Source organism: Clostridium folliculivorans, from assembly GCF_024341905.1.
Classification (GTDB): Bacteria; Bacillota; Clostridia; order Clostridiales; family Clostridiaceae; genus Clostridium_AR; species Clostridium_AR folliculivorans.
This window is the reverse complement of the sequence record NZ_BQXY01000003.1, coordinates 362,945-385,243: the sequence shown is the minus strand read 5'-3', so window position 1 is coordinate 385,243 and position 22,299 is coordinate 362,945. Positions and strand designations below refer to the sequence as shown.

The window sequence follows — 22,299 nt, the reverse complement described above, 5'->3', positions numbered from 1 at the left end:
GAGGATATAAAATATGAATACATGGGTGGAGTTTTTTCAGTCAACAAATAATGGATTAATAATGGCACTATTAGGAGCTGCGTTAGCAGTTGGATTATCTGGCATAGGTTCAGCTCAGGGTATAGGAACAGTTGGTCAAGCAGCTGCAGGGCTTATGACTGAAGAACCAGATAAGTTTGGTAAGACATTTATACTTGTAGCACTTCCTGGTACTCAAGGTCTTTATGGCTTTGTTATAGCGTTATTACTTTTCACTAAAATTGGGATTTTTGGTGGGAATGCACCGGATCTATCATTAGGTTTAAAATATTTTATGGCATGTCTTCCAGTTGCTATAGCAGGTTGGAGATCAGCTATCTGGCAAGGTAAGGTTGCAGCTGCAGGAATTCAAATATTGGCAAAAAGGCCTAATGATGTTATGAAGGGTGTTATCTATGCAGTTATGGTTGAAACCTATGCTGTTTTAGGTTTCGTTGCATCGCTATTTATGGTATTGTTCGTAAAATAATGCTGAATCAATATATAGTTTGGAGTGAAACGTAATGGCAAAGATAGATGGTTTGATAAATAAGATTTTAGAAGATGCAGAAGCTGAAAGAGATATTATTTTGAAAAAGGCTGAAGCTGAAAGTAATGCCATTATCAAGAATAAAATTGATGAGGCAAAAGAAGTTGGAAGTAGAATTATAGAAAAAGCTAATATCGAAGCAGGACTTAATAGAGAGAGAATTATTTCAAATACTACTTTAAAAGTTAGAAATGAGAAGCTTGTTGCTAAGCAAAAAGTTATGAGTGATGTGTTTAATGAAGCTTTAGATGAGCTTTGTGCTATGAGTAAAGAAAGTTTTTTGAATTATTTAAAAGCAACTATAATATCTTTAAAAATTGATGGAGATGAAGAAATTATACTTAATATAAAAGGCAGAGAATTTGTTGATGGTACAGTTATAGCTGAGTTAAATAATGAATTTATGTCTATGAACAAGCAGGGAAACTTAAGAATTAGTGAAAGAATAGGCGGTTTTAAAGGCGGTTTCATATTAGAAAAGAACGGCATAGAAATAAATAATACTTTTGAAGCTTTAATAAATTCTTATAGAGACGAATTGGAATTTGAAATAGCTGATATTTTATTTAACTAAGGAGGTTTTATTTGTGGATGCTATGGATTTTACTCAGGTGATTCCAAGGCTCAGAGTTTTAGAAAACAGACTCCTTGATAAACCGAAATTTGATAGGATGATTGATTCGTCTTCAGCAGAGGATGCTTTAAAGATTCTTCAAGAAACTGAATATATTAACGTCTCAAAGGAGATAAGTCATCCTAAAGAATATGAAGTTATATTAAGTAACGAGCTTAAAAGAGTATTTAATATGATTTACGATGCAACACCTCATAAAGAGGTTGTTGATATTATGAGTATAAAATATGATTTTCACAATATCAAAGTACTTATTAAAGCTAAGCTTTTAGATAAGAACTTTGATGAAATTCTTATTCCTGTAGGAACCATAGAGATAAAAAAACTTAAGAATGCAATTGATGAAAATAATTATAGAGATATTCCTAACTTAATGGGCAAAGCGATTGAAACTGCTTTCGAAGATTTCTCTAAGGAAAAGGATCCTCAAAGAATTGACTTGATAGTTGATAATCTTCAATATGATCACATGTATGAGATTGCAAATAGGTTAGATGATCCGTTTATAGAAAAATATGTAGATAAGTTGATAGATTTAAGTAATATAAGAACTTTGCTGAGAGTCAAAAAGCAGAAAAAAGGAAGAGAGTTTCTTAATTGTTCACTGATAGATGGTGGGAAAATAGATAAGGATAGAATCTTAGTACTGTTAAATGATTCAATTGAAAATGTCTATGGAAAGTTATCTTATACAGATTATGGCGGTGTATTAAAAAATGGCATAGAACAGTATACGAAAATAGGGTCTTCAAGTGAGCTAGAAAAACTTAGTGACAACTATATAATGAGATTCATGAAAGACGCAAAGTATATTAGTTTTGGTCCAGAACCTATTATTGCTTATATTTACGCAAAAGAAAATGAAATAAAGAATATAAGAATAATAATGGTTGGTAAATTAAACAATATACCTTCAGAGGTTATAAGAGAAAGGCTGCGTGAAGGGTATGTATAGAAAGATTGCAGTTGTAGGAGATAAGGATTCAGTACTTGCTTTTAAGGCTTTAGGGTTAGAGGTTTTTCCTGTATTTGAATCAGAAGAAGCAAGGAAAACAATAGATAGATTAGCAATGAGAGAATATGGCGTAATATTCGTCACAGAGCATGTGGCTAAAGATATTCAAGAAACTATAGAAAGATATAATAGACAAACGCTTCCTGCAGTAATATTGATTCCAAGCAACCAAGGTACTTTAAATATTGGAGCTAAAAGAATAAGCGATAATGTGGAAAAAGCAGTAGGTGTTAACATTTTATAGGAAGGTAGGTTGGGATATTGAAGACCGGAAGAATAATAAAGGTTTCTGGACCTTTGGTAGTTGCAGATAGCATGGATGAAGCTAATCTTTACGATGTTGTTAAGGTTGGAAACAAAGGTTTAATTGGTGAAATTATTGAAATGAGAGGCGATAGGGCTTCTATACAGGTATATGAAGAAACAGCAGGTATTGGACCTGGGGATCCTGTATTATCAACAGGAGAGCCTCTTTCTGTAGAACTTGGACCAGGGCTTATAGAATCAATGTTCGATGGAATACAAAGGCCTTTAGAAGCCTTTATGAAAGCTGCTAACAGCTCGTTTCTTGTAAAAGGAGTATCTGTAAAATCTTTAGATAGAGAAAGATTATGGGAATTTGAGCCAGTGGCTAAAACTGGAGATAATGTTGTAGCAGGAGATGTTCTTGGTATAGTCCAAGAAACTGCTGTAATAGAGCAGAAGATACTAGTTCCATTTGGAATTGAAGGAACTATAAGAGATATAAAAGCAGGTAGTTTTACAGTAGAAGATGTAGTCTGTACAATAGATACAAGTTTAGGGTTGAAAGAAGTTACAATGATGCAAAAGTGGCCGGTGAGAAAAGGTAGACCATATAGCAGAAAGTTAAATCCTGTAGAGCCAATGGTTACAGGACAAAGAGTAATAGATACTTTCTTTCCAGTAGCTAAAGGTGGAGCAGCAGCGGTTCCAGGGCCATTTGGGGCAGGAAAGACAGTGGTCCAGCATCAGATAGCAAAATGGGGAGATGCTGAAATAGTTGTTTATGTTGGATGTGGAGAACGTGGTAACGAGATGACAGATGTTCTTAATGAGTTCCCAGAGCTAAAAGACCCTAAAACAGGTGAAAGCTTGATGAAAAGAACTGTACTTATAGCTAATACATCGAACATGCCTGTTGCTGCAAGAGAAGCATCAATTTATACTGGAATAACAATTGCAGAGTATTTTAGAGATATGGGATATTCAGTTTCTATAATGGCGGATTCTACTTCAAGATGGGCAGAAGCACTTAGAGAAATGTCAGGAAGACTTGAAGAAATGCCTGGTGATGAAGGATATCCTGCGTATTTAGGTTCAAGACTTGCTGATTACTATGAAAGAGCTGGTAAGGTTGTATGTCTTGGCTCTGAAGGAAGGCAAGGAACAATAACTGCTATAGGAGCTGTGTCACCTCCAGGAGGAGATATATCAGAACCAGTATCCCAAGCAACTTTAAGAATAGTTAAAGTTTTTTGGGGATTAGATGCTCAACTTGCTTATAGAAGACATTTTCCGGCTATAAACTGGCTGAATTCTTATTCATTATATGTTGATAGAATAGGTCAGTGGATAGATGATAATGTTTCTAAAGATTGGTCAGCTCTGAGAATTGAGGCGATGGCACTATTGCAAGAAGAAGCAAATCTTGAAGAAATAGTTAGACTTGTAGGCATAGATGCTTTGTCAGAAGGAGATAGATTAAAGTTAGAAGTGTCTAAATCTTTAAGAGAAGATTATCTTCAACAAAATGCTTTCCATGATGAAGATGCATATACTCCATTAGTTAAACAGTACAAGATGCTGAAACTTGTGCTAAGTTTTAAAAGCGAAGCTGAGAGAGCATTGGAAAGTGGTGTATATCTAGAAAAAATATTAGAGATTTCTTCAAGAGATAAAATAGCAAGAAGTAAATATATATCGGAAAAAGATATGGCAAAGATAGATGATATATTTAATGACCTTAAGTCAGATATAGATAAACTTATAGAAGAAGGAGGTGTACTGGATGCTTAAGGAATATAGGACGGTGACTGAAGTTGTTGGACCTTTGATGATTGTAGATAATGTAGAAGGTGTAAAGTATGACGAACTTGTAGAGATAGAACTACATACTGGTGAGATAAGAAGAGGAAAGGTTCTAGAAGTTAACGGCAATAAGGCTATGGTACAGCTATTTGAAGGTTCTTCTGGTATCAACTTAAAGGGTACTAAGGCTAAGTTCTTGGGAAGACCTCTTGAAATAGGGGTATCTGAGGATATGCTTGGAAGAGTCTTTGATGGAATGGGAAGACCTAAAGATAATGGTCCTAAGATAATTCCAGAAAAAAGATTAGATATAGCAGGAGAGGCTATTAATCCAGTAGCTAGAAATTATCCTTCGGAATTCATTCAAACAGGTATATCAGCAATTGATGGACTTAATACTTTGGTAAGAGGTCAAAAGCTTCCAGTTTTCTCAGGCTCAGGACTTCCACATGCAGAATTGGCAGCTCAGATAGCAAGGCAAGCAAGAGTTTTAAACTCAGATTCTAAATTTGCCGTTGTTTTTGCAGCAATAGGAATAACCTTTGAAGAAGCTGAATTTTTTGTTGAGGAGTTTACAAAAACAGGAGCAATAGATAGATCAGTATTATTTATCAACCTCGCTTCTGATCCAGCTATTGAAAGAATTGCAACTCCAAGAATGGCTCTTACAACAGCTGAGTATCTAGCTTATGAAAAAGGTATGCATGTACTTGTAATTATGACTGATATAACAAACTATTGTGAAGCTCTTAGAGAGGTTTCAGCTGCTAGAAAAGAAGTTCCAGGAAGAAGAGGATATCCGGGATATCTTTATACAGATCTTTCAACCTTGTATGAGAGAGCGGGAAGGCTTAAAGGTAAAGAGGGGTCAATTACTCAAATTCCGATACTTACAATGCCAGAAGATGATAAAACTCATCCAATTCCTGATCTTACGGGGTATATAACTGAAGGACAAATTATACTTTCAAGAGAGCTCTATAAAAAGGGAGTAATGCCTCCTATAGATGTTCTTCCGTCACTTTCAAGACTTAAAGATAAGGGAATAGGTAAAGGTAAAACCAGAGAAGATCATGCGGATACATTGAATCAGTTATTTTCTGCATATGCGCAAGGAAAGCAGGCTAAAGAACTTGCAACAATACTAGGAGAATCGGCTTTATCTGAAGCTGATAAAAAGTTTGCTAAGTTTGCTGAAGCATTTGAGAAAGAGTATGTCTCTCAAGGTTTTACTACAAATAGAACAATAGAAGAAACTTTAAATCTTGGTTGGAAGTTATTGAAAATACTTCCTAAGTCAGAACTTAAGAGAATAAGAGACGAGTATTTAGAAAAATATTTATCTTCAGGAGAGGATGAATAGCTCATGGCAAAACTTAATGTTAATCCAACCAGAATGGAGCTCACGAAGCTTAAAAAGAGATTAGCCACAGCTACTAGAGGGCATAAGTTACTAAAGGATAAACAAGATGAACTCATGAGGCAATTCATTAACCTAGTAAAGTATAATAATGTTTTAAGAAAAGAAGTAGAAGAAGAATTACATGGATCTTTAAAGGATTTTGTGATGGCTAGAGCAGTTATGAGTTCTGAGTTTTTAGAAGAGGCAGTTGCGTATCCTAAGGAGAATATAACTGTAGATATAGGTACTAAAAATATAATGAGTGTTAATGTCCCAGTAATGAATTTTAAAAGAAAACTTGAAGGTGATGAAGGAAGTATATTTCCATATGGATTTGCTAGTACTTCCTCTGAACTTGATGATTCTATATCAAAGTTATATAGTATACTTCCAAAGCTTCTCGAACTAGCGGAAGTTGAGAAGAGCTGTCAGCTTATGGCTGATGAAATAGAAAAGACCAGAAGAAGAGTTAATGCACTTGAATATATGACTATTCCACAGCTACAAGAGACTATAAAATATATAAGAATGAAGCTTGAAGAAAATGAGAGAAGTGCGCTAACTAGGCTTATGAAAGTTAAGTCAATTATACAAGAAAGAAACTAGAAGGAAAATTTATAAGAAAATTAATATATAGAAATCTCATTCAATAAAGACCATACATATTAGGGGGGCATTCCTTGTTTATGAATGGTCTTTAATTTTATTTTTATCATTAGACATAGTTTTGTCGAATAAATAATAAAATATAGTATTTTAAATTGTAGCTTCATCAGAATGTTGATAAATGCTTTAAGTACAGACTTGATGAAAAATTACACAAATAATATAAATTTTATTTATCATTAAAATTCAGTTGTTAAATATAGCGAAATTTAGTTGTTTATAATATATAATTAATATGATATAATACAAAAAAAGGTATTAGGAGAAGTGCTGTGAGAGAAAAATTTGTAGGAAGAATTTTATTGTTTATTATAGTATCAGTAATAGTTAGCACTTTTGTGGTTTTTTTGTGGACAAGTATATCTGATTATTCTTCTAGTTTGAAAAATAATGAGAAGGATTTTGAGACATATATTGAAAAGACAGTTGGGTATGATATAGATGTATTGACTGCCGTGGAACAGGATAATTATAAATACATTATGTTTACAAAAAAAGGTTCTAAAGGTGCAAATATTTTTGCTTTTAAGAAATGGCATTTTAATAGATTTATTGATGCGGGAGCAATTTTTCATTCAAATGATTTAAAGCAAGACAAATCTAGCAAATCACTCTTTGGTGCTCTTAATATTATTGATGAAAAAAACAAACAAAAATATGTGGTTTTCGGCATTAATTCCTCTGATATAGCAAAATATTATACTATAGATATAAATGAAAAAGAGTTTAAGAGAGAAATCACAGATGCCTATTTTATAGATGTTTTAGATTTCAATGAAATGAATACGTTAAAGTTAAGAAGTATAAAGTTTTATGGAAAGCATGATGAAGATGTAACTGATAAACTGATAATTAAGGACGAAGAGGGACAATAAACTGTTGAGGTGATATTAATGAAAGATAAAGTAAAGTTGAGCACTTTGGAGCAAATAAAAGCATACTCAGATCCATATAGATTAAGAATACTTACGTTACTAAGAAATAATGGAGATGCAGCTACTGTTAAGGAAATTGCCGATCAATTAGGTGAAGTACCAGCAAAAGTCCACTATCATATTAAAAAGCTTGAAAAAGCTGGGATTGTTGAACTTATAAGAACTAAGGAAGTTAAAGGTATAATCGCGAAATATTACTATTTAACTGCTGATAGATTTGAAATTGTTGGGGAGAATATAAGTGAGCAAGCAAAACAAATTTATAAATCAGAGGTTCTAAATTTAGTTAGTGACTACTATCAAAATTCAAGAAATGATGTTGTTGAAGCTTTGAACTCTAGAATTGAAGATCATAATGAAGGAAATATATCATTGACTTCAAGGACATTGTACTTAACTAATGAGGAGTTTGATGAATTAAATAATATGACTAGAGAGTTGTTTGCTAAATATGAGGTTAAGAAAAAAGATGCTATACCGTGTCATGCTTTTTCTGTGTTATGTAAGAACAATCCAGATGATAAATAAATCATTTACATAAACTTAACAATCACTATTCAAATCAGAACATATTATATAGGGAGACTATATATTTTTGGAGGCAGATTTAATGAGGATTGTTATAGATATAGATATAGTAAATCATGCAGAGATATTAGAAAAACATAAAGGTGGCTTTGCAAGCCTTCTAGCTAACAGCAGTTTTGTTAAGGAACAGGTTGAACTTGAAATTAGAAAAGAAATATTAAATAAGTTGACTAAAGCTTTAAAAGATGGATTGTCAGAAAACGGTGTAAAAGCAAGGATAAGAATAAATTAAAACGGGGGCTCTAATGAGACCCTTTAATTTTACGTATATCAATATTCTCTGTTATTCTTTTGTTATCTTTGTCTGTTAATTTAATGATATATTCTAAACATAAATGTCATTTATTAATGTTTTAATACAAAAGAAAAGGGCGTTATTTTCTAGTACTTTATTAATGCAAGATTTTTATGAGATTTATCTTTGTTTCAACAAAAAGCTTGAAGATAACATTATTTTAGTACATAATTGTAATATTATTGAAAAAGATATGTTTATATGTGATTTTTCTTTGAATGTCCTTGAGAATATTATATAATATATGCTGTGCCCTAGGATAAAAGGAGAGATTTTAATGTTTAATTATATTTTAGGTATCGTAGTATCATCATTAGTGGCAATACTAATAACTCCATCACTAATGAAAATAGCTGATAAAATAGAGTTTACTGATAAACCTACTGAAAGAAAAAAACATGATAAACCAATACCTATAATTGGTGGGATAATTATGTTTATTGGTTTTTTTATAGGTTATTTCTTATTAGTACGAAATGATAGAACTCAAAGCCTATATTTATTTGTTTCATCAATAATGATTTTATTAATAGGGTTATTAGACGATTATTTTAAGACAAAAGGCAAAGAGTTTATGATATTTCCAAGAGTATTAGTACAAATATTAGCAGCAAGTCTAATATATAAATCAGGTATAGTATTTAATGGAATTACAGATCCGTTTAACGGTAGTTATATAGAGTTACCTGTTGTACTCAAATACATACTTACTATTACTTGGATATTTGGAGTTACTACAGTTATCAATTGGTCTGATGGAATGGATGGTTTAGCAGGCGGAATATCAACCATATCAGCTACAACTTTATTTGTAGTAGCACTTGCCAAAGGGCAAACTGATTCAGCTCTTATGTCCATAATTCTTGTAGGTGCAATATTAGGATTCCTTAAATATAACAGGCATCCTGCAAGGATATTTATGGGGGATTCAGGTGCCAATTTTTTAGGGTTTACTTTAGCAATAATAGCTTTAGATGGAGCCTTTAAACAGGCTACAGTTATGTCCATATTCATACCGTTTTTAGCATTAGGAGTACCTATATTTGATAACTTATTTGTAATATTTAAGAGATTTAGTGAAGGTAAACCTGTATATCAAGCAGACAGAAGTCAAATACATTATAGACTTGAGCAAAAAGGAATGAATACAAGACAGGTAGTTTCTTATATATGTTTAATAAGTACATGTTTAAGTCTTATATCTATTTTAATACTATTACTTAGATTATAAAAACTGAATTTATAAACAAGTTTTAAAGTAGATTTAAGGTTATATAGTTATGATTTTAATTAAAACAATATACTATAATAATGGGCGAAATAATAATTTGAAAATAATTACTGAAATTTAATTGATAATTATTAATAATATGGTGTATAATATGATATTATATACATATAGTATTGAATAAATTGCAATTTAAATAATTGAATAAATCATCTTATCAAGAGTGGTGGAGGGACTGGCCCTGTGAAACCCGGCAACCTTATAATAGGTTATATATAAGACTTAACTTATAGCAACTATGGTATCTAAATTAGTGATATAAGTTAAATTTTATTATTAACCAAGCATATAAAGGTGCTAAATCCTGCAGTTTTTACTGGAAGATAGGATATGCTTTGTGGTTCAGACCTAGAGGTATATCCTCTAGGTTTTTTTACTTTATATGAAATTATAAAAAGGAAGAATTTATTTTTAAATTAAAGGAGGACTTAATATGCTAATTAAGGATTTATTTAAACAGAAGAGGATGGTTTTTTCTTTCGAAATATTTCCTCCAAAGCTTACTTCACCAATAGAGACAGTTTATAAAACAATAGAGGAATTAGCAGTTTTAAACCCAGACTATATAAGTGTTACTTATGGTGCTGGTGGAAGCGTAAATAACAACAGAACTTGTGAATTAAGTTCTTTAGTAAAAAATAAATATGGAATAGAAGCGTTAGCTCATCTTACATGTATTAACTCTAGCGAAGATAAAATAAATAAAATTGTTGAAAATTTAAATAAAAATAACATTAAGAATATTTTAGCTTTGAGAGGAGATGTGAATGGAGAAGAAAATGGAAGTGATAGATATAATTATGCTTTTGAACTTATCAAGCATTTAAGAGACAAAGGTAATTTATGTCTAGGAGCTGCTTGCTACCCTGAAGGACATGTACAAAGCGATAATTTAGATAATGATATATTGTATCTGAAAAACAAGGTAGATGCAGGAGCTGATTTTTTAGTATCACAACTGTTTTTTGATAATAATTTGTATTATAACTTTCTTGATAAAGCAGCTAGCAAAAATATAAACATACCGATTCAGGCAGGTATAATGCCTGTTACAAATAAAAAACAGATTGAGAGAATAGCATCACTTTCAGGTGCGTATCTTCCACAGAAGTTTATAAAGATAATGGATAAATATGAACATAATAAAGAAGCTTTAAGAGATGCAGGTATAGCTTATGCAGTAGAGCAAATTGTTGATTTAGTATCTTCTGGAGTAAGTGGAATACATCTTTATACTATGAATAATCCATATGTTGCAAAGAAAATAACCAATAGCATTGAATCGCTTATCAATCATATAAATGAAGAAGCTATATAAGAGAATACTGTAAAAGTACTGTGTTTAAATAAAGTGATTACGCATCCGATGCTCTGCTTCATAACCACTTTATTTAAACGATATTTTTAAACATAGCAAAGGAAATGATGTTTAGCAAGAATTTCAATGAATATGAATACTTAATGTTCAACACACTATAGTTGTATCCTTAAAAATATTTATATATTTAATAATGGCTATGTTTAGCATTATGTTGAAGTTGAGGTGTTACTTAATATAGTATCTTCCATGGAACACTTTAATTTAAATAGAATATTAAATAAAGCCTTAAGAATAAGGAGGTAGCTATGGGAATAAGTGAAAAGGATCATGCATATGAGGTTGCTAAAAAAATGCTTATAGATGGAGAGTCCTGGGATAAGATAATGCAAGAAACAAAGCTTAGATTAAAAGATTTAAAAAGAATCCAAAAAGAAGAAATAACTCCGCATTTCTAAATCATCAAGTAGTTAAGTTTAGCTTTAAGCTAAATTTAACTACTTTTTTTACTGAAAAGTATGTTTGTGTAAGAATTTGGAAAATATTTATGGTTGTGTTAAAATATAAAGATAAATTAATTAGATGTTCTATTTATATTTTTGATTTTTAAGACTTTAAGAAAAAGTTAAGAATTTATTAACTATAATCTTAAGTTTTAGCATTTATTATTATAATATAAGATTTACGAGGAGGATTTATATTATGAAAAGCAAAATAAAAGCATTTTTTCTTTCCTTTATACCAGGACTTGGACACATATACTTAGGAGAAAATAACAGAGGTTTGATATTTTTAGGAGGTTTCTTATCTTATATATTTACAGCGGGTTTTTTAAATCATTCCTACGATATTATAGGGGGATACTCAAGAGTATTTGAGGCAGCAATACCTGCATTATGGATATTTAATGTGTTAGATTGTGTAATCAATGCAGAGAAAATAAACAAGGGAATAATAAATTTAGCTGATGAAAGTAGTAGTCAGGATGAAAGAAAGCTAATTGCATTCATGCTTTCTGTTATACCGGGGCTCGGGCAGCTTTACTTAGGAGAAAAGGAAAAAGGCCAAAAGTTAATATCTCTATTTTTAATTATTTATATATTATCTTCATTGGTAAATATAGATATTTTAAGACTAGGAGTGCCAGCAATAATAATTTATTCTATATTAGATTTAATGAATGTAAAAGGAATAAGAGAAACAACAGAAATAAACTTTTCAGGGCAGTGGTTTGATAACTGGGTTAAGCTTCTTGGAGTTGTGTTTATAGCAGCAGGTGTGATAGCATTAGCAAACAGATTTTTAGGAGAATTTGTAGATAATAGGGTATTCTACATGATTAAAGATTACACAAAGGTTATATTATCTTCCGTGATTCTAATTGGGTTTGGTATCAAAATGCTTTTTATGGGGAAACCGAAGGAAATTAATAAGGAGGACTAGTAATGAAACAGTGGAAGATAGGCAGACTATCTGCAGGAGTTGGCCTAATATTACTTGGTACATTGCTTATAGTTGCAAGAATACAGAATCTATACTATTTTGAAATTATAGAAAAATGGTGGCCGGTTTTAATAATATGCTTGGGAATAGAACTTGTAGTAGGAGCATTCCTAGCAGGAAATCCTAAGCTTAGCGTGACGGTAGATGGTAAAAGTGTTTTCATCGCTGTAATTATAGTTATTTTTGTGTTTATAAGCAGCGGTATAAGCTTTGCTGCAAAAAATGGAGTTTCAATTTTTAATGGAAATGGTGTAACTATAAATGCTTTTAGTAATGAAAAGATAGTATCAAATAAGATGGAGTTCCAATCGAAAAAATCTTTGACATTAGAAAACAAACAAGGAAAGATTTCTATTGATAAGAGTGATAATGATAAGATAGAGATTGAAGCGAATATTTCTATTGGGTATAATAATGAATCTGTTATAAGTGAATTACAAAAACAAGCGATAGAATTTACAGATGGTGAAAATCTTGTAGTAAAAACAAACTACAATCAAAACAAACAAGATGGTGCAGTTAAGAAAATAGATTACACAATAAAATTACCTAGTTCTGTAAAATATGATATCAAAAGTTCTTATGGAGATGTTGTAGTTGCCAATATTTCTAGTGATGGAAAAGTAGATCAATCAAATGGAGGCACTAACATCAGTAATATTAAGGGGAATCTTGAATTAAGTAATAAGTATGGATCGGTTAAAGTTGATACTGTAGATGGTGATTTGACTGTAGGTTGTAATAATGGAACACTTAACATAATCAATGTAAAAGGAAAAGTTATAAGTTCAAATGCTTATGGATCAACAAGTATAGAAAATATAAGTGAAGATTTAGAATTTAAAGGGTCAAATGGAGCGTTCACTGAAAAGAATATTAGTGGATTCTCTAAAATATCAAGTAAGTATGGAGAAGTAAATATAATTAATCCACTGAAAGGTGCCAATATAGAGGCTAGTAATGGCGCGATAAAACTAGAAAGCAATAAACCTATTGAGGGTGATGTTACCATATATAGTGCTTTTGGAGATATAAATACTAGAATTTTAAAGGAGCAATCAGCTAAATTTAAGTGTATTACAAAAAGTGGATCTATAACTAATAATTTTGGATTATCTAGTGATAATAAAAATACTCTAGAAGGAGAAGTAAATGGTGGTAAAATTCTCTTTATGATGGAAACAAAAAATGGTTCTATAAATATAAACTAGCAAATAAAAAACTTGGTGATTTCTTGGAATCTATAAATTTTAGTTGAAGTAATTAGGGTTAGTATGTAATAATATTTTTAGATAGATTTTGAAAGGAGTTACCTTAATGCCAGTAAGAAAGATAGTTCAGTTAGGTGATGAACATTTAAAGAAAAAATCAGCACCTATTAAACAAATAAATGCAGAGACATTAGCGCTAGTAAAAGACTTAAAGGATACATTGTATTCTGTAGATGGTGTTGGACTTGCTGCACCTCAAATTGCAGTCAATAAAAGAGTTGTATTTATAGACCTAAGAGATGGATCAGAACCAATAGTATTAATTAATCCTGAAATAACCTATAGAGAAGGCAAAGAAGAAGGATATGAAGGATGTCTAAGTTATGTTGGATATGAAGGATTAGTTGAAAGACCTAAAAAAGTTAAGGTTAAAGCACTTAATGAAAAAGGTGTGGCTGTGGAGTACGAGGCTACAGGGCTTTTAGCAAGATGTTTTTGCCATGAGATAGATCACTTAGATGGAATTATGTATGTTGATCAAGCTATAGAAATGTACGAGTTAGTTGACGAAGAAGAATAAAGTAAAAATAAATATTATTTGTATGTCAGGTTTTCTGGAAATATATTTGGAAAGACGTATGCTCAAAAGAGGTCGCTAAGAAGATAGTATTAGCGGCCTTTTCAATGTCTAAAATTTATTTTCAGATGTTTTGTTCAAAAAGATTTGTGCAAGGTTTTTATTGTCTTTAACTATAGTTTCTATTATTCCTTTGCTAGCAGGGTCAAGATTATCTGTATCTTCAATAAATCTATCACCCATAGTAAATCCTGTTTTACATGCTTTATAAGCTTCTAGAATCACTTCTTCATCAGAATTTACAGTGAGATTTTTTAGTCTTTCATATATCTCAGCAAACTTACCAGTAATGCCCACACCCTCTTTTGGGACGCCTCCAAGTTGTTCTATTCTCTCTCTTAAAATATTACTGTGGTTTAAATAGGTTGCTTGAACTTGCAAAAAGCATTGTTTCAAACTATTGTCATTGGCCTTATGCTGTAGGTTTTCAAAGGCTTCTATTCCCATTTGAATACCTTTTAAAAAACGATTTAATTCTAATACTATTTCTTTTGATGGAGCTTCAACTGACATATAAATCACCTCCTATAAAGTAAGATATTTAGAATTTGTTTATATTTTAGTTTTAGCAAAAAAAATGTATTTATGCCTTGGCTTTAAGGAATACTCTAGTTAATAATATAAGTTTAATAGATACTATGATAAAGTTTATTAAAAAATGAACAAACTGTTTACTAGTGTAACTTCTTAATGTATACTAGTGTATATACATTTGAAAAGGGGAGACTTATAATGAATAAAACAAAAAATTTAACTTATATTTCAGTACTTATAGCATTAGCAATCATAATACCTATTACTTTTGGATTTGCAACAATTAATATACCGCCTTTTACAGCTACTATAGCATCACATGTTCCTATGTTTTTAAGTATGTTTGTATCACCTTTTGCTGCGGTAGCAGTTGGATTAGGTAATGCAATAGGATTTTTTATAGCAGGAAAGCCTATATGGGTAGTATTAAGAGCATTGATGCATGTTTTTGTAGGACTTGCAGGTGCGTATATGATTAAGAAAGGTGTTTCATATGGTAAGACAGTAGTATTCACATCACCTATACATGGAATATTAGAGGCTTTAGTAATTATGCCTTTCCCACAGTTTAAATTTCAGTATTTATTGGTAACTGTACTTGTTGGAACTATAATTCATCACTTTATAGATGGTACAATAACATATGTTTTAGTAGAAGCCATATCTAAGGCTACTAGAAGAGATTTCAGAAAAGTTTTATCTTCAACTTCTAGATAATAAAATATAAAGTTGTTTTTAGTTTTAAAATAATATATTTTTAAGTAAGATAATAGCTTTAATATAAAAGGTCGCCTTTATGGGCGACCTTTTATATGTTTAAAAATAAATCTATATATACTAAAAAGCTATTGAGTTGAGTTAACTATGGTATCTAAATAATGAGTTATACTATCTTGCCATGAAGGCATTTTTATATTAAAACAGTTATATAAAAGACAAGTGTTCATTGCAGTAAATTTAGGTCTAGGAGCAACATTAGTGATAGCTTCTGTAGATAGGGGTAGAACATTCTTCTGTATATTAAAATAATCGAAGGCATATTTTATAACCTCTTGCTTTGAGGTATATCCCTCATTTACGCAATTATAGACTCCATAAAAATCAGAAGTTATAATATGAGATACTGAGTTACATAAATCCTCTAAATATGTTGGATTTATAATAGCGTCTGAAATTAGAAATATAGGAGCATTTGCTTGAGATAAGGCTTTTTTTATATAGCAATCGTTTCCTCCAAAACACCAAGAGGTTCTAATTATAAAGTATTTACTACATATAGTACGAATAAGTTTTTCTGCAGCTAGTTTAGATTTTCCGTATATATTTATTGGAGTGCATTTATCAGTTTCGAAGTATGGAGAATGTTTTTCACCACCATATACATAAGCTGATGAAATGTAAACAATAGGAATGGATAAGTTATTACATGCATAGGCCACATTTAGGGTTCCAAGTGTATTTACAGTATAAGATTCAGTTTCGTGACTTTCGCAGAAATCTATATCAGATAATCCGGCAGCTTGTATAACTATATCTGGTGAATATGACTTTATAATCTGCAAAACAGAATTTTTATCAGTTATGTCCAAATCATTTTTGTCTAAAGCTATGATTTCGTGTTTATTTTTTAGGTAGTTGGTTAGATAACTCCCAATATTACCGTTTGAACCTAAGATCATTATTTTCATAAACTCACCTCATTACATTAGTTTAATTATTGTAATAGTAAATATATTCACTTTGTAGGATAATTAAATATATGTTACATAGATAATCCAGTTCTATCTAATAAAACTAAACAATACTTCTCTTAATTACTAGTGGTAATAGCATTATCAACTATATAATTGCTTAAGCCATACTTGTACAAAATATAAATTTATATTAAATTATATGAAATATACTATAAGTTTATTGACAACAATTGTATAAAATTAATATAATTTTTATTTAAAGATATAGGAACCTTTAATAAAAGTTAAACATGTTGATTTAATACTGTTTACTGGTAAAATTATAGTTGCTGCTTATGTATGTCAGCAAAATGATAAGCTTGTCTTGTATTCGGACTAATATTAAGTTTGCAAGAATTCAGTATTGGTATTTATAGTTTCAAAAAGGTCTGTGTATAGAGACTAAAGGCGGTGGGATTATGATAAAAGAAGAACAATTAGGTTATGAAAAGGACCATTTAAGAGAGACTAAGCAGTGGCTTGAAGATGCTGCTTATACACAAGGAAATGAAGAACAAAAGCTTTTAGATAAAATAGGGAAATTAAAAAAAGCATCCAAAGGAAAGTACAACGAAGAGCTGGAAACTGAAGAAAAGATATATAATATAGTTCACAAGAATCTTGAAAGGTATAGAGAATCTATTGAACAACCATACTTTGCTAGGATTGATTTTAGAGAGTATAGAAAAAAGGAAGAAGTTTTTTATATAGGAAAATTTGGACTAGGAGATATGACTAAAGGAGAAGAATTGGTCATTGATTGGAGAGCCCCTATAGCAGATTTATATTATAGTGGGACACAAGGTGATGCATATTATAGAGCACCTATCGGAGTAGTTCAAGGTGATCTTTCCTTAAAACGAAAATTTCTTTTTGATCAAGGGGATATAAAAGATATCTTCGATGAGGGAATTAATGAAATTATATTGAAAAATACAATAGATGATAGCGGTGAAAATGCGTTAATTGATGAATTCCTAAAAATAAATCTGGAACAAAGCACTGGAAGAAAGCTAAAAGAAGTAGTTGCAACAATACAAAAAGAACAAAATGAGATTATAAGAGCTGAAAAGAATGCGCCAATAATAGTGCAAGGATCAGCAGGATCAGGTAAAACTACTGTGGCCCTCCATAGACTTGCTTATTTACTTTACAGATATAAGGAAAAGTTAGATGGACAGGACATTTTAGTAATAGCTCCTAATAAACTCTTTTTAGATTATATATCTGAAGTTTTGCCAACTCTAGGAGTTGGAGAAGTAAAACAAAAGACTTTTGAGGATTTTGCTATAGATTACTTGAAATTAAAAGGAAAATTATATTCAAAGGATAAAAAGCTCCAGAATGTGTTGGAGAATGAAGATTCTGAAGAGGTTAAATATATAACTAATTCTAGTAAAATAAAGGGATCAATGGTGTTCAAGTCTATTATGGATAGATTTCTTCTTATATTAGAAAGAGAGTCTTCCAACATGGAAAATATAACGATTCAAGGGTTTACAATCTTTGAGAAAACAGAAATAAAGAGGCTATATGTTCAGGATATGAAACATATGCCAATTAATAAAAGAAAAGATGAGATAAAGAGATATTTTTCCTTAAAGTTGAATGAAAAACTAATGAAGGTAATTGAAAAAATAGACTTTCAGTATGAGTATCAAATCTCGAGAATAAAAAAACAAATGGATGATTGTCAAGAGAGACGACAAAAGCTAATAGAGATATATGATGAAAGGGATTCATTTAAAAATAAGATAAGAACGGAAGGTAAGAACGAGTTTGATGCTTACTTTGATAACTGGAAGGGTATAGATACTAAGGATTTATACAAGAGATTATTTAAAGAAGAGCTTTTTGATGAATTAGTAGATGGAGTTATACCTAAAAAACTTTGGAATTATATAGTTGAAGTATTAGAAAATGATGATGAACAAGGAGTAATTGATAGTGATGATATCGCTCCGTTGTTATACCTAAAGCTTATGGTGGAAGGTGTTTCTGACGACAAGAAATATAAACATATAGTTATAGATGAAGCTCAAGATTACTCACCATTGCAGATGTGTGTAGCATCTATGTTAGCATTAGGTAATTCTATGACAATAGTAGGAGATTTAGGACAGGGAATATATTATTATAAAGGAATTGATCAATGGGAGAAGCTTATTGATGATGTGTTTAAAGGTGGATGTACCTACATACCTTTAAGTCAGAGCTATAGATCAACCATAGAAATAATAGAGTTTGCAAATAAGGTGTTAAAGAAACAAAAAAATAATCTTAAGCCTGCAACCCCTGTGCTAAGACATGGAGAAGAACCTGAAGTCATACAATATGAAAATAATAATGATTTTGCAAAAGAAACAGATGCAATTGTAAATAGAGTTATAAATAGTGGAAAGAATAGTGTGGCTATAATAGGAAGAACCTTTGAAGAGTGCAAGAAAATAAGAGATATTATGAAGAAAAACTCCATGTATGATTGGACACTCATAAAAGAAGCAGATAAAAATATAAAGCTAGATAAAATAATAATACCATCATATTTAACTAAAGGACTGGAATTTGACTGTTCTATAGTGTTTAATTGTAATGATAAAATATATAGAGATAACGAGCTTGATAAGAAGCTGCTATATGTTGTTTTGACAAGAGCACTGCACTATCAGTTTGTTTTTTACAATGGCACTATTAGTAGTCTGCTCAGTGACGATTAATACATCTTCAGTTGCAAGTTATAGAAAAAAAGAAAAATAAACGTAAGTTTATAAATAGCTTTAATAAATTAAATATTTTTCAAAACTCCCCTAGGGTTTATATGTTCAATTCGTATTAAAATGGCTTGGAATTGGTACATCTTTAATAGGGGAGCTTTAATAGCATAATTATAGATTATATAACTAAGTGTGTTAATGTAATACGAGTTTTAAATAACAAGAATATAGCTGTATATCATTTGGATGAATGTGGATAAGATTGTAAAATACAAGCTTCTATGGTACAATTTATGTGATTTTATTTTATTACAGTTATGGAGGTAGTACAATGAGCGTAGAAAAGATTAGAGATAATATATATTGGATTGGTGTTAAAGACGCTGCATTAAGAGTATTCGATATTATAATGGAAACAAAAAAAGGTACAACCTATAACTCATATCTTATAAATGATGATAAGATAGCTGTAGTTGATAGTGTTAAGAACGGATTTTATGATGAATTTAAAGAAAATATAACTCATATAATAGGTGAAAAAGCTGTAGACTATATAATAGTTCAGCATACAGAATTAGATCATAGTGGATCAATCGTTAGATTGATGGAAGATTATCCAAATGCTAAAATAGTTGGTTCAAGAGCTGCAATAAATTATCTTAAAAATATCGTTAATAAGCCTTTTGAAGCTATTGAAGCTAAGGAAGATTTAAGTTTGGGTAGCACTACTTTAAAATTTATATCAGCTCCTAATCTTCACTGGCCAGATACAATATTTACTTATGTAGAAGATAAGGCTCTTTTATTCACTTGTGATTTCACAGGTTGTCATTATTGCCCTGAAGGAGCAGTAACTGATAGTTTTTCAGATGATTACTTTGAAGAAATGAAATACTATTTTGAAGTAATAATGGGGCCATTTAAGAAATTTGTAAAACAAGCACTAACAAAAATAGATGGTCTTAACATAGAAATAATTGCGCCTAGCCATGGACCATTACATGTAGCTGATGCAAAAAGATACTTGGATCTTTACGATAAATGGGCTACAGTAGATGCAGTTGAAAAGAATATTCAAGTGTTTTACATATCAGCCTATGGAAATACGGAAGCTATAGCTAAGTATGTTTCAGAAAAGATAGGTGAAAAGGGTATAAAGGTTGAGGTTCATGAAATAACTTCAATGCCTATAGAAAAAGCTGCTGAACTTATAGATAATAGCTCTGCTTTTCTTATAGGATCGCCTACAATAAACCAAGATGCTGTTAAGCCATCATGGGACTTATTATCATTGGTTAACCCTATAATAAACAGATCAAAACCAGCAGCAGCATTTGGTTCCTTTGGATGGAGTGGAGAGGGTGTGCCAATGCTGACTGAAAGACTTAAAAGCTTAAAATTAAAGACTATAGACGGACTTAAGGTGAATTTTGTACCATCCGAAGCAGACTTTAAGAATGCAGATGAGTTCGTTGAAAACTTCATGAGCTTAGTTTAAGAAAACATATGGATGTACCACTTCGTAATGAAATTTATTATTTTTAAATTCTCTGATCAGAAGCAGTGAGAGTTTTAAAAATATATTTCGGTTCTAAGCAGTATGTCTTGAGAAAGAACACTATCAAATCTATAGTGTTCTTTTACTGTGTTGAAAAGTAATTTATGTTTAGAATAGATGTTTTAATTAATGGAATTATAATACATATAAACGCTTAAGTTTATATATGAATCTTTATGTTTATAGATCATTGTACGAATTAGTTATCTAAAGATACACTGATTTTTCATTGGAAAATAATATAAAGTTAAAAGAAAACTTTATTTAAAATTAATTTAAAATTATGAGGAGATTTTTTTATGAGCAATTTAGAAGATAAGGAAATAATGTCATTTAGAGATGAGGATGGAAATAAGGTGGATTTTGAAGCTGTTGCTAGAATATATTTAGAGGAACAGGAGTACTTGATACTTTCACCACTTGATGAAGATGCTGATGAAGAAGATGCATTTATATTTAGAGTAGATGAAATAGAAGGTAAAGAAGAATATAACCTTGTAGAGGACGATAAAGAGTTTGAAGCTGTAAAAAAAGAATATAAGAAATTATTGTATTAATTAATGGAGGGAAAATAATGAAAAAATCAGAAATTATTAAATTTTTAAGTGAAAACGAATTAGTAGATATTCAAGAAATCGAGTATAAGGAAGGTCTTGTATTAAGATTCTTCTATGATTTCGATAGTGATGAATTGAGTGCAGCTAAGGCGTATTCAAACGAAGAGAGTGATCATGAAGAGGAAAGTAAAGAATGGTATTCTGAATACTTCCTGCCTTATTTAAGTGATATAGCCTTAGATAACGTAAATGATATAGTTGATGAGACAAATGAACAATTCGATGTTCAAGCTCAGTTTGTTTCATATGATATTGATCCGTCAAATTACAATTATAATGAGTTTATAGCTGTGTTCTTCGAAGAAGATAAAGATTTGGATATTGATGATATTATGGATGAATTAGGTCTGTAGAAAATTATATATAAATAAAGTTCATATCATAGCCTCTTTAGTTAATTTCTAAAGAGGCTTTTTAGTGTCCTAAAAATCTATAGTACATATTTTAAACCCCGACAATATCAAGCTATATTTTTATAAAGACCTCTCAGTCTTTTCTTTCCTAAGTTGCTCTTACCTAAGTGCTTTTTTAGTAAATATTTTTGCTGTTTAACTATAAGCTTGTCCAAATTTTCGCTTAGCTTTATTACCAGAATATTAGTAGGTGATAGAAAATTAAGAACAAAGTTTAATAAAAATTTTCTCCTGATAATCTTTTTTTCCAATTTGTAAGAATACATAAGTTTATCCTCCAATCTAATTAAATTATTAACTTATTAGTAGCGTAATATTATTATAACAAATTTTGTATTTTTGTAAAAAAGATTCATAAGTCAAATTGTTACAATTAACGCTATAAAATCTTAACAAAATACCGCAAAACGCATAAAGCAACAAGTGGAAATTTATGTAAAAGTCTGCAAATGTAGAATTTTACATAAATGTAATAAAATGAGATTGTAGAATTTCGTCTAAAGATTTGTTGTTGATAAATGGTTTATAGAAAGGTAAAATAAAAACTAGACACATAATTAATTTTTTATCATGGTTAATCGAAGTTTTATAATATAAAATACCTGTTAAATTTTTTGATTA

24 protein-coding genes and 1 riboswitch are annotated in these 22,299 nt (G+C 30.5%); of the genes, 21 read left to right on the top strand and 3 right to left on the bottom strand.

Going from position 1 to position 22,299, the window contains the following annotated elements; genetic code table 11:
• The first annotated feature begins 13 nt into the window (after nucleotides 1–13).
• The 16 genes from OCU55_RS12000 to def all read left to right on the top strand — a co-directional run bounded on the left by OCU55_RS12000 (nucleotide 14) and on the right by def (nucleotide 14,052).
• Nucleotides 14–508: a V-type ATP synthase subunit K gene (locus tag OCU55_RS12000; protein WP_183276544.1), complete on the top strand. Its 495-nt coding sequence runs from the start codon at nucleotides 14–16 to the stop codon at nucleotides 506–508.
• 34 nt (nucleotides 509–542) lie between these two features.
• Nucleotides 543–1,142, top strand: coding sequence for a V-type ATP synthase subunit E (locus OCU55_RS11995; RefSeq protein ID WP_261852546.1), 600 nt, complete (start codon nucleotides 543–545; stop codon nucleotides 1,140–1,142).
• Between the two features lie 13 nt (nucleotides 1,143–1,155).
• Nucleotides 1,156–2,157 carry a V-type ATP synthase subunit C gene (locus tag OCU55_RS11990; protein ID WP_261852545.1) on the top strand — a complete coding sequence of 334 codons (1,002 nt, stop codon included), beginning with the start codon at nucleotides 1,156–1,158 and terminating at the stop codon, nucleotides 2,155–2,157.
• Nucleotides 2,150–2,461 (top strand): V-type ATP synthase subunit F, encoded by a 312-nt coding sequence (locus tag OCU55_RS11985; RefSeq protein ID WP_261852755.1) that lies wholly within the window; start codon nucleotides 2,150–2,152, stop codon nucleotides 2,459–2,461. The genes OCU55_RS11990 and OCU55_RS11985 overlap by 8 nt, the downstream gene beginning before the upstream one ends.
• Nucleotides 2,462–2,478: 17 nt before the next feature.
• On the top strand, nucleotides 2,479–4,254 hold the full coding sequence (locus OCU55_RS11980) for a V-type ATP synthase subunit A (protein WP_261852544.1): 1,776 nt from the start codon (nucleotides 2,479–2,481) through the stop codon (nucleotides 4,252–4,254).
• A complete protein-coding gene (locus OCU55_RS11975; protein ID WP_261852543.1) occupies nucleotides 4,247–5,629 on the top strand; it encodes a V-type ATP synthase subunit B in 1,383 nt (460 codons plus the stop codon). The genes OCU55_RS11980 and OCU55_RS11975 overlap by 8 nt, the downstream gene beginning before the upstream one ends.
• 3 nt (nucleotides 5,630–5,632) lie before the next feature.
• Nucleotides 5,633–6,274, top strand: coding sequence for a V-type ATP synthase subunit D (locus OCU55_RS11970; RefSeq protein ID WP_261852542.1), 642 nt, complete (start codon nucleotides 5,633–5,635; stop codon nucleotides 6,272–6,274).
• Nucleotides 6,275–6,606: 332 nt separating this feature from the next.
• Complete coding sequence (locus tag OCU55_RS11965) at nucleotides 6,607–7,209, top strand: hypothetical protein (protein ID WP_261852541.1); 603 nt, start codon at nucleotides 6,607–6,609, stop codon at nucleotides 7,207–7,209.
• 18 nt (nucleotides 7,210–7,227) lie between these two features.
• The gene (locus OCU55_RS11960) at nucleotides 7,228–7,797 is read left to right on the top strand and encodes an ArsR/SmtB family transcription factor (protein WP_261852540.1); all 570 of its coding nucleotides are present in this window, start codon (nucleotides 7,228–7,230) and stop codon (nucleotides 7,795–7,797) included.
• Between the two features lie 82 nt (nucleotides 7,798–7,879).
• Nucleotides 7,880–8,089: a hypothetical protein gene (locus OCU55_RS11955; RefSeq protein ID WP_261852539.1), complete on the top strand. Its 210-nt coding sequence runs from the start codon at nucleotides 7,880–7,882 to the stop codon at nucleotides 8,087–8,089.
• 340 nt (nucleotides 8,090–8,429) lie between these two features.
• Entirely contained in the window at nucleotides 8,430–9,383 is a 954-nt protein-coding gene (locus OCU55_RS11950) for an MraY family glycosyltransferase (RefSeq protein ID WP_261852538.1), read from the top strand.
• A 208-nt stretch (nucleotides 9,384–9,591) separates the two neighbouring features.
• Nucleotides 9,592–9,770, top strand: a riboswitch (SAM riboswitch).
• A 103-nt stretch (nucleotides 9,771–9,873) separates the two neighbouring features.
• Nucleotides 9,874–10,758, top strand: coding sequence for a methylenetetrahydrofolate reductase [NAD(P)H] (metF, locus tag OCU55_RS11945; protein WP_261852537.1), 885 nt, complete (start codon nucleotides 9,874–9,876; stop codon nucleotides 10,756–10,758).
• A 308-nt stretch (nucleotides 10,759–11,066) separates the two neighbouring features.
• On the top strand, nucleotides 11,067–11,216 hold the full coding sequence (locus OCU55_RS11940) for a hypothetical protein (RefSeq protein ID WP_261852536.1): 150 nt from the start codon (nucleotides 11,067–11,069) through the stop codon (nucleotides 11,214–11,216).
• Between the two features lie 244 nt (nucleotides 11,217–11,460).
• Nucleotides 11,461–12,201: a hypothetical protein gene (locus OCU55_RS11935; RefSeq protein ID WP_261852535.1), complete on the top strand. Its 741-nt coding sequence runs from the start codon at nucleotides 11,461–11,463 to the stop codon at nucleotides 12,199–12,201.
• A gap of 2 nt (nucleotides 12,202–12,203) precedes the next feature.
• A complete protein-coding gene (locus OCU55_RS11930) occupies nucleotides 12,204–13,472 on the top strand; it encodes a DUF4097 domain-containing protein (protein WP_261852534.1) in 1,269 nt (422 codons plus the stop codon).
• 106 nt (nucleotides 13,473–13,578) lie between these two features.
• Complete coding sequence (def, locus tag OCU55_RS11925; protein ID WP_261852533.1) at nucleotides 13,579–14,052, top strand: peptide deformylase; 474 nt, start codon at nucleotides 13,579–13,581, stop codon at nucleotides 14,050–14,052.
• Between the two features lie 108 nt (nucleotides 14,053–14,160).
• On the opposite strand, the gene OCU55_RS11920 is transcribed toward def, so the two are convergent.
• Entirely contained in the window at nucleotides 14,161–14,622 is a 462-nt protein-coding gene (locus tag OCU55_RS11920) for a DUF2383 domain-containing protein (protein ID WP_261852532.1), read from the bottom strand.
• Between the two features lie 219 nt (nucleotides 14,623–14,841).
• Between OCU55_RS11920 and OCU55_RS11915 the strand changes: the two genes are divergently transcribed.
• Nucleotides 14,842–15,360, top strand: coding sequence for an ECF transporter S component (locus OCU55_RS11915; RefSeq protein WP_261852531.1), 519 nt, complete (start codon nucleotides 14,842–14,844; stop codon nucleotides 15,358–15,360).
• 128 nt (nucleotides 15,361–15,488) lie between these two features.
• On the opposite strand, the gene OCU55_RS11910 is transcribed toward OCU55_RS11915, so the two are convergent.
• Nucleotides 15,489–16,331 (bottom strand): SDR family oxidoreductase, encoded by an 843-nt coding sequence (locus OCU55_RS11910; protein ID WP_261852530.1) that lies wholly within the window; start codon nucleotides 16,329–16,331, stop codon nucleotides 15,489–15,491.
• A 464-nt stretch (nucleotides 16,332–16,795) separates the two neighbouring features.
• Between OCU55_RS11910 and helD the strand changes: the two genes are divergently transcribed.
• The 4 genes from helD (at nucleotide 16,796) to OCU55_RS11890 (ending at nucleotide 21,618) form a co-directional block, all read left to right on the top strand.
• Nucleotides 16,796–19,093 (top strand): RNA polymerase recycling motor HelD, encoded by a 2,298-nt coding sequence (gene helD / locus OCU55_RS11905; RefSeq protein WP_261852529.1) that lies wholly within the window; start codon nucleotides 16,796–16,798, stop codon nucleotides 19,091–19,093.
• 328 nt (nucleotides 19,094–19,421) lie between these two features.
• The gene (locus OCU55_RS11900) at nucleotides 19,422–20,588 is read left to right on the top strand and encodes an FprA family A-type flavoprotein (protein ID WP_261852528.1); all 1,167 of its coding nucleotides are present in this window, start codon (nucleotides 19,422–19,424) and stop codon (nucleotides 20,586–20,588) included.
• 359 nt (nucleotides 20,589–20,947) lie between these two features.
• Complete coding sequence (locus tag OCU55_RS11895; protein ID WP_261852527.1) at nucleotides 20,948–21,205, top strand: DUF1292 domain-containing protein; 258 nt, start codon at nucleotides 20,948–20,950, stop codon at nucleotides 21,203–21,205.
• A 17-nt stretch (nucleotides 21,206–21,222) separates the two neighbouring features.
• Complete coding sequence (locus OCU55_RS11890; protein ID WP_261852526.1) at nucleotides 21,223–21,618, top strand: hypothetical protein; 396 nt, start codon at nucleotides 21,223–21,225, stop codon at nucleotides 21,616–21,618.
• A gap of 107 nt (nucleotides 21,619–21,725) precedes the next feature.
• Here the strand turns inward: OCU55_RS11890 and OCU55_RS11885 are convergent, their stop codons facing one another.
• The gene (locus OCU55_RS11885) at nucleotides 21,726–21,944 is read right to left on the bottom strand and encodes a hypothetical protein (protein ID WP_261852525.1); all 219 of its coding nucleotides are present in this window, start codon (nucleotides 21,942–21,944) and stop codon (nucleotides 21,726–21,728) included.
• Nucleotides 21,945–22,299 lie beyond the last annotated feature (355 nt).

Coding starts and splice junctions, on each gene's coding strand:
- OCU55_RS11960 (WP_261852540.1), top strand. CDS start 7,228: ATGAAAGATAAAGTAAAGTTGAGCACTTTGGAGCAAATAAAAGCATAC.
- OCU55_RS11930 (WP_261852534.1), top strand. CDS start 12,204: ATGAAACAGTGGAAGATAGGCAGACTATCTGCAGGAGTTGGCCTAATA.
- OCU55_RS11935 (WP_261852535.1), top strand. CDS start 11,461: ATGAAAAGCAAAATAAAAGCATTTTTTCTTTCCTTTATACCAGGACTT.
- OCU55_RS11995 (WP_261852546.1), top strand. CDS start 543: ATGGCAAAGATAGATGGTTTGATAAATAAGATTTTAGAAGATGCAGAA.
- OCU55_RS11915 (WP_261852531.1), top strand. CDS start 14,842: ATGAATAAAACAAAAAATTTAACTTATATTTCAGTACTTATAGCATTA.
- OCU55_RS11895 (WP_261852527.1), top strand. CDS start 20,948: ATGAGCAATTTAGAAGATAAGGAAATAATGTCATTTAGAGATGAGGAT.
- metF (WP_261852537.1), top strand. CDS start 9,874: ATGCTAATTAAGGATTTATTTAAACAGAAGAGGATGGTTTTTTCTTTC.
- OCU55_RS11890 (WP_261852526.1), top strand. CDS start 21,223: ATGAAAAAATCAGAAATTATTAAATTTTTAAGTGAAAACGAATTAGTA.
- OCU55_RS11975 (WP_261852543.1), top strand. CDS start 4,247: ATGCTTAAGGAATATAGGACGGTGACTGAAGTTGTTGGACCTTTGATG.
- OCU55_RS11900 (WP_261852528.1), top strand. CDS start 19,422: ATGAGCGTAGAAAAGATTAGAGATAATATATATTGGATTGGTGTTAAA.
- OCU55_RS11970 (WP_261852542.1), top strand. CDS start 5,633: ATGGCAAAACTTAATGTTAATCCAACCAGAATGGAGCTCACGAAGCTT.
- def (WP_261852533.1), top strand. CDS start 13,579: ATGCCAGTAAGAAAGATAGTTCAGTTAGGTGATGAACATTTAAAGAAA.
- OCU55_RS11955 (WP_261852539.1), top strand. CDS start 7,880: ATGAGGATTGTTATAGATATAGATATAGTAAATCATGCAGAGATATTA.
- helD (WP_261852529.1), top strand. CDS start 16,796: ATGATAAAAGAAGAACAATTAGGTTATGAAAAGGACCATTTAAGAGAG.
- OCU55_RS11920 (WP_261852532.1), bottom strand. CDS start 14,622: ATGTCAGTTGAAGCTCCATCAAAAGAAATAGTATTAGAATTAAATCGT.
- OCU55_RS11910 (WP_261852530.1), bottom strand. CDS start 16,331: ATGAAAATAATGATCTTAGGTTCAAACGGTAATATTGGGAGTTATCTA.
- OCU55_RS11985 (WP_261852755.1), top strand. CDS start 2,150: ATGTATAGAAAGATTGCAGTTGTAGGAGATAAGGATTCAGTACTTGCT.
- OCU55_RS11885 (WP_261852525.1), bottom strand. CDS start 21,944: ATGTATTCTTACAAATTGGAAAAAAAGATTATCAGGAGAAAATTTTTA.
- OCU55_RS11950 (WP_261852538.1), top strand. CDS start 8,430: ATGTTTAATTATATTTTAGGTATCGTAGTATCATCATTAGTGGCAATA.
- OCU55_RS12000 (WP_183276544.1), top strand. CDS start 14: ATGAATACATGGGTGGAGTTTTTTCAGTCAACAAATAATGGATTAATA.
- OCU55_RS11940 (WP_261852536.1), top strand. CDS start 11,067: ATGGGAATAAGTGAAAAGGATCATGCATATGAGGTTGCTAAAAAAATG.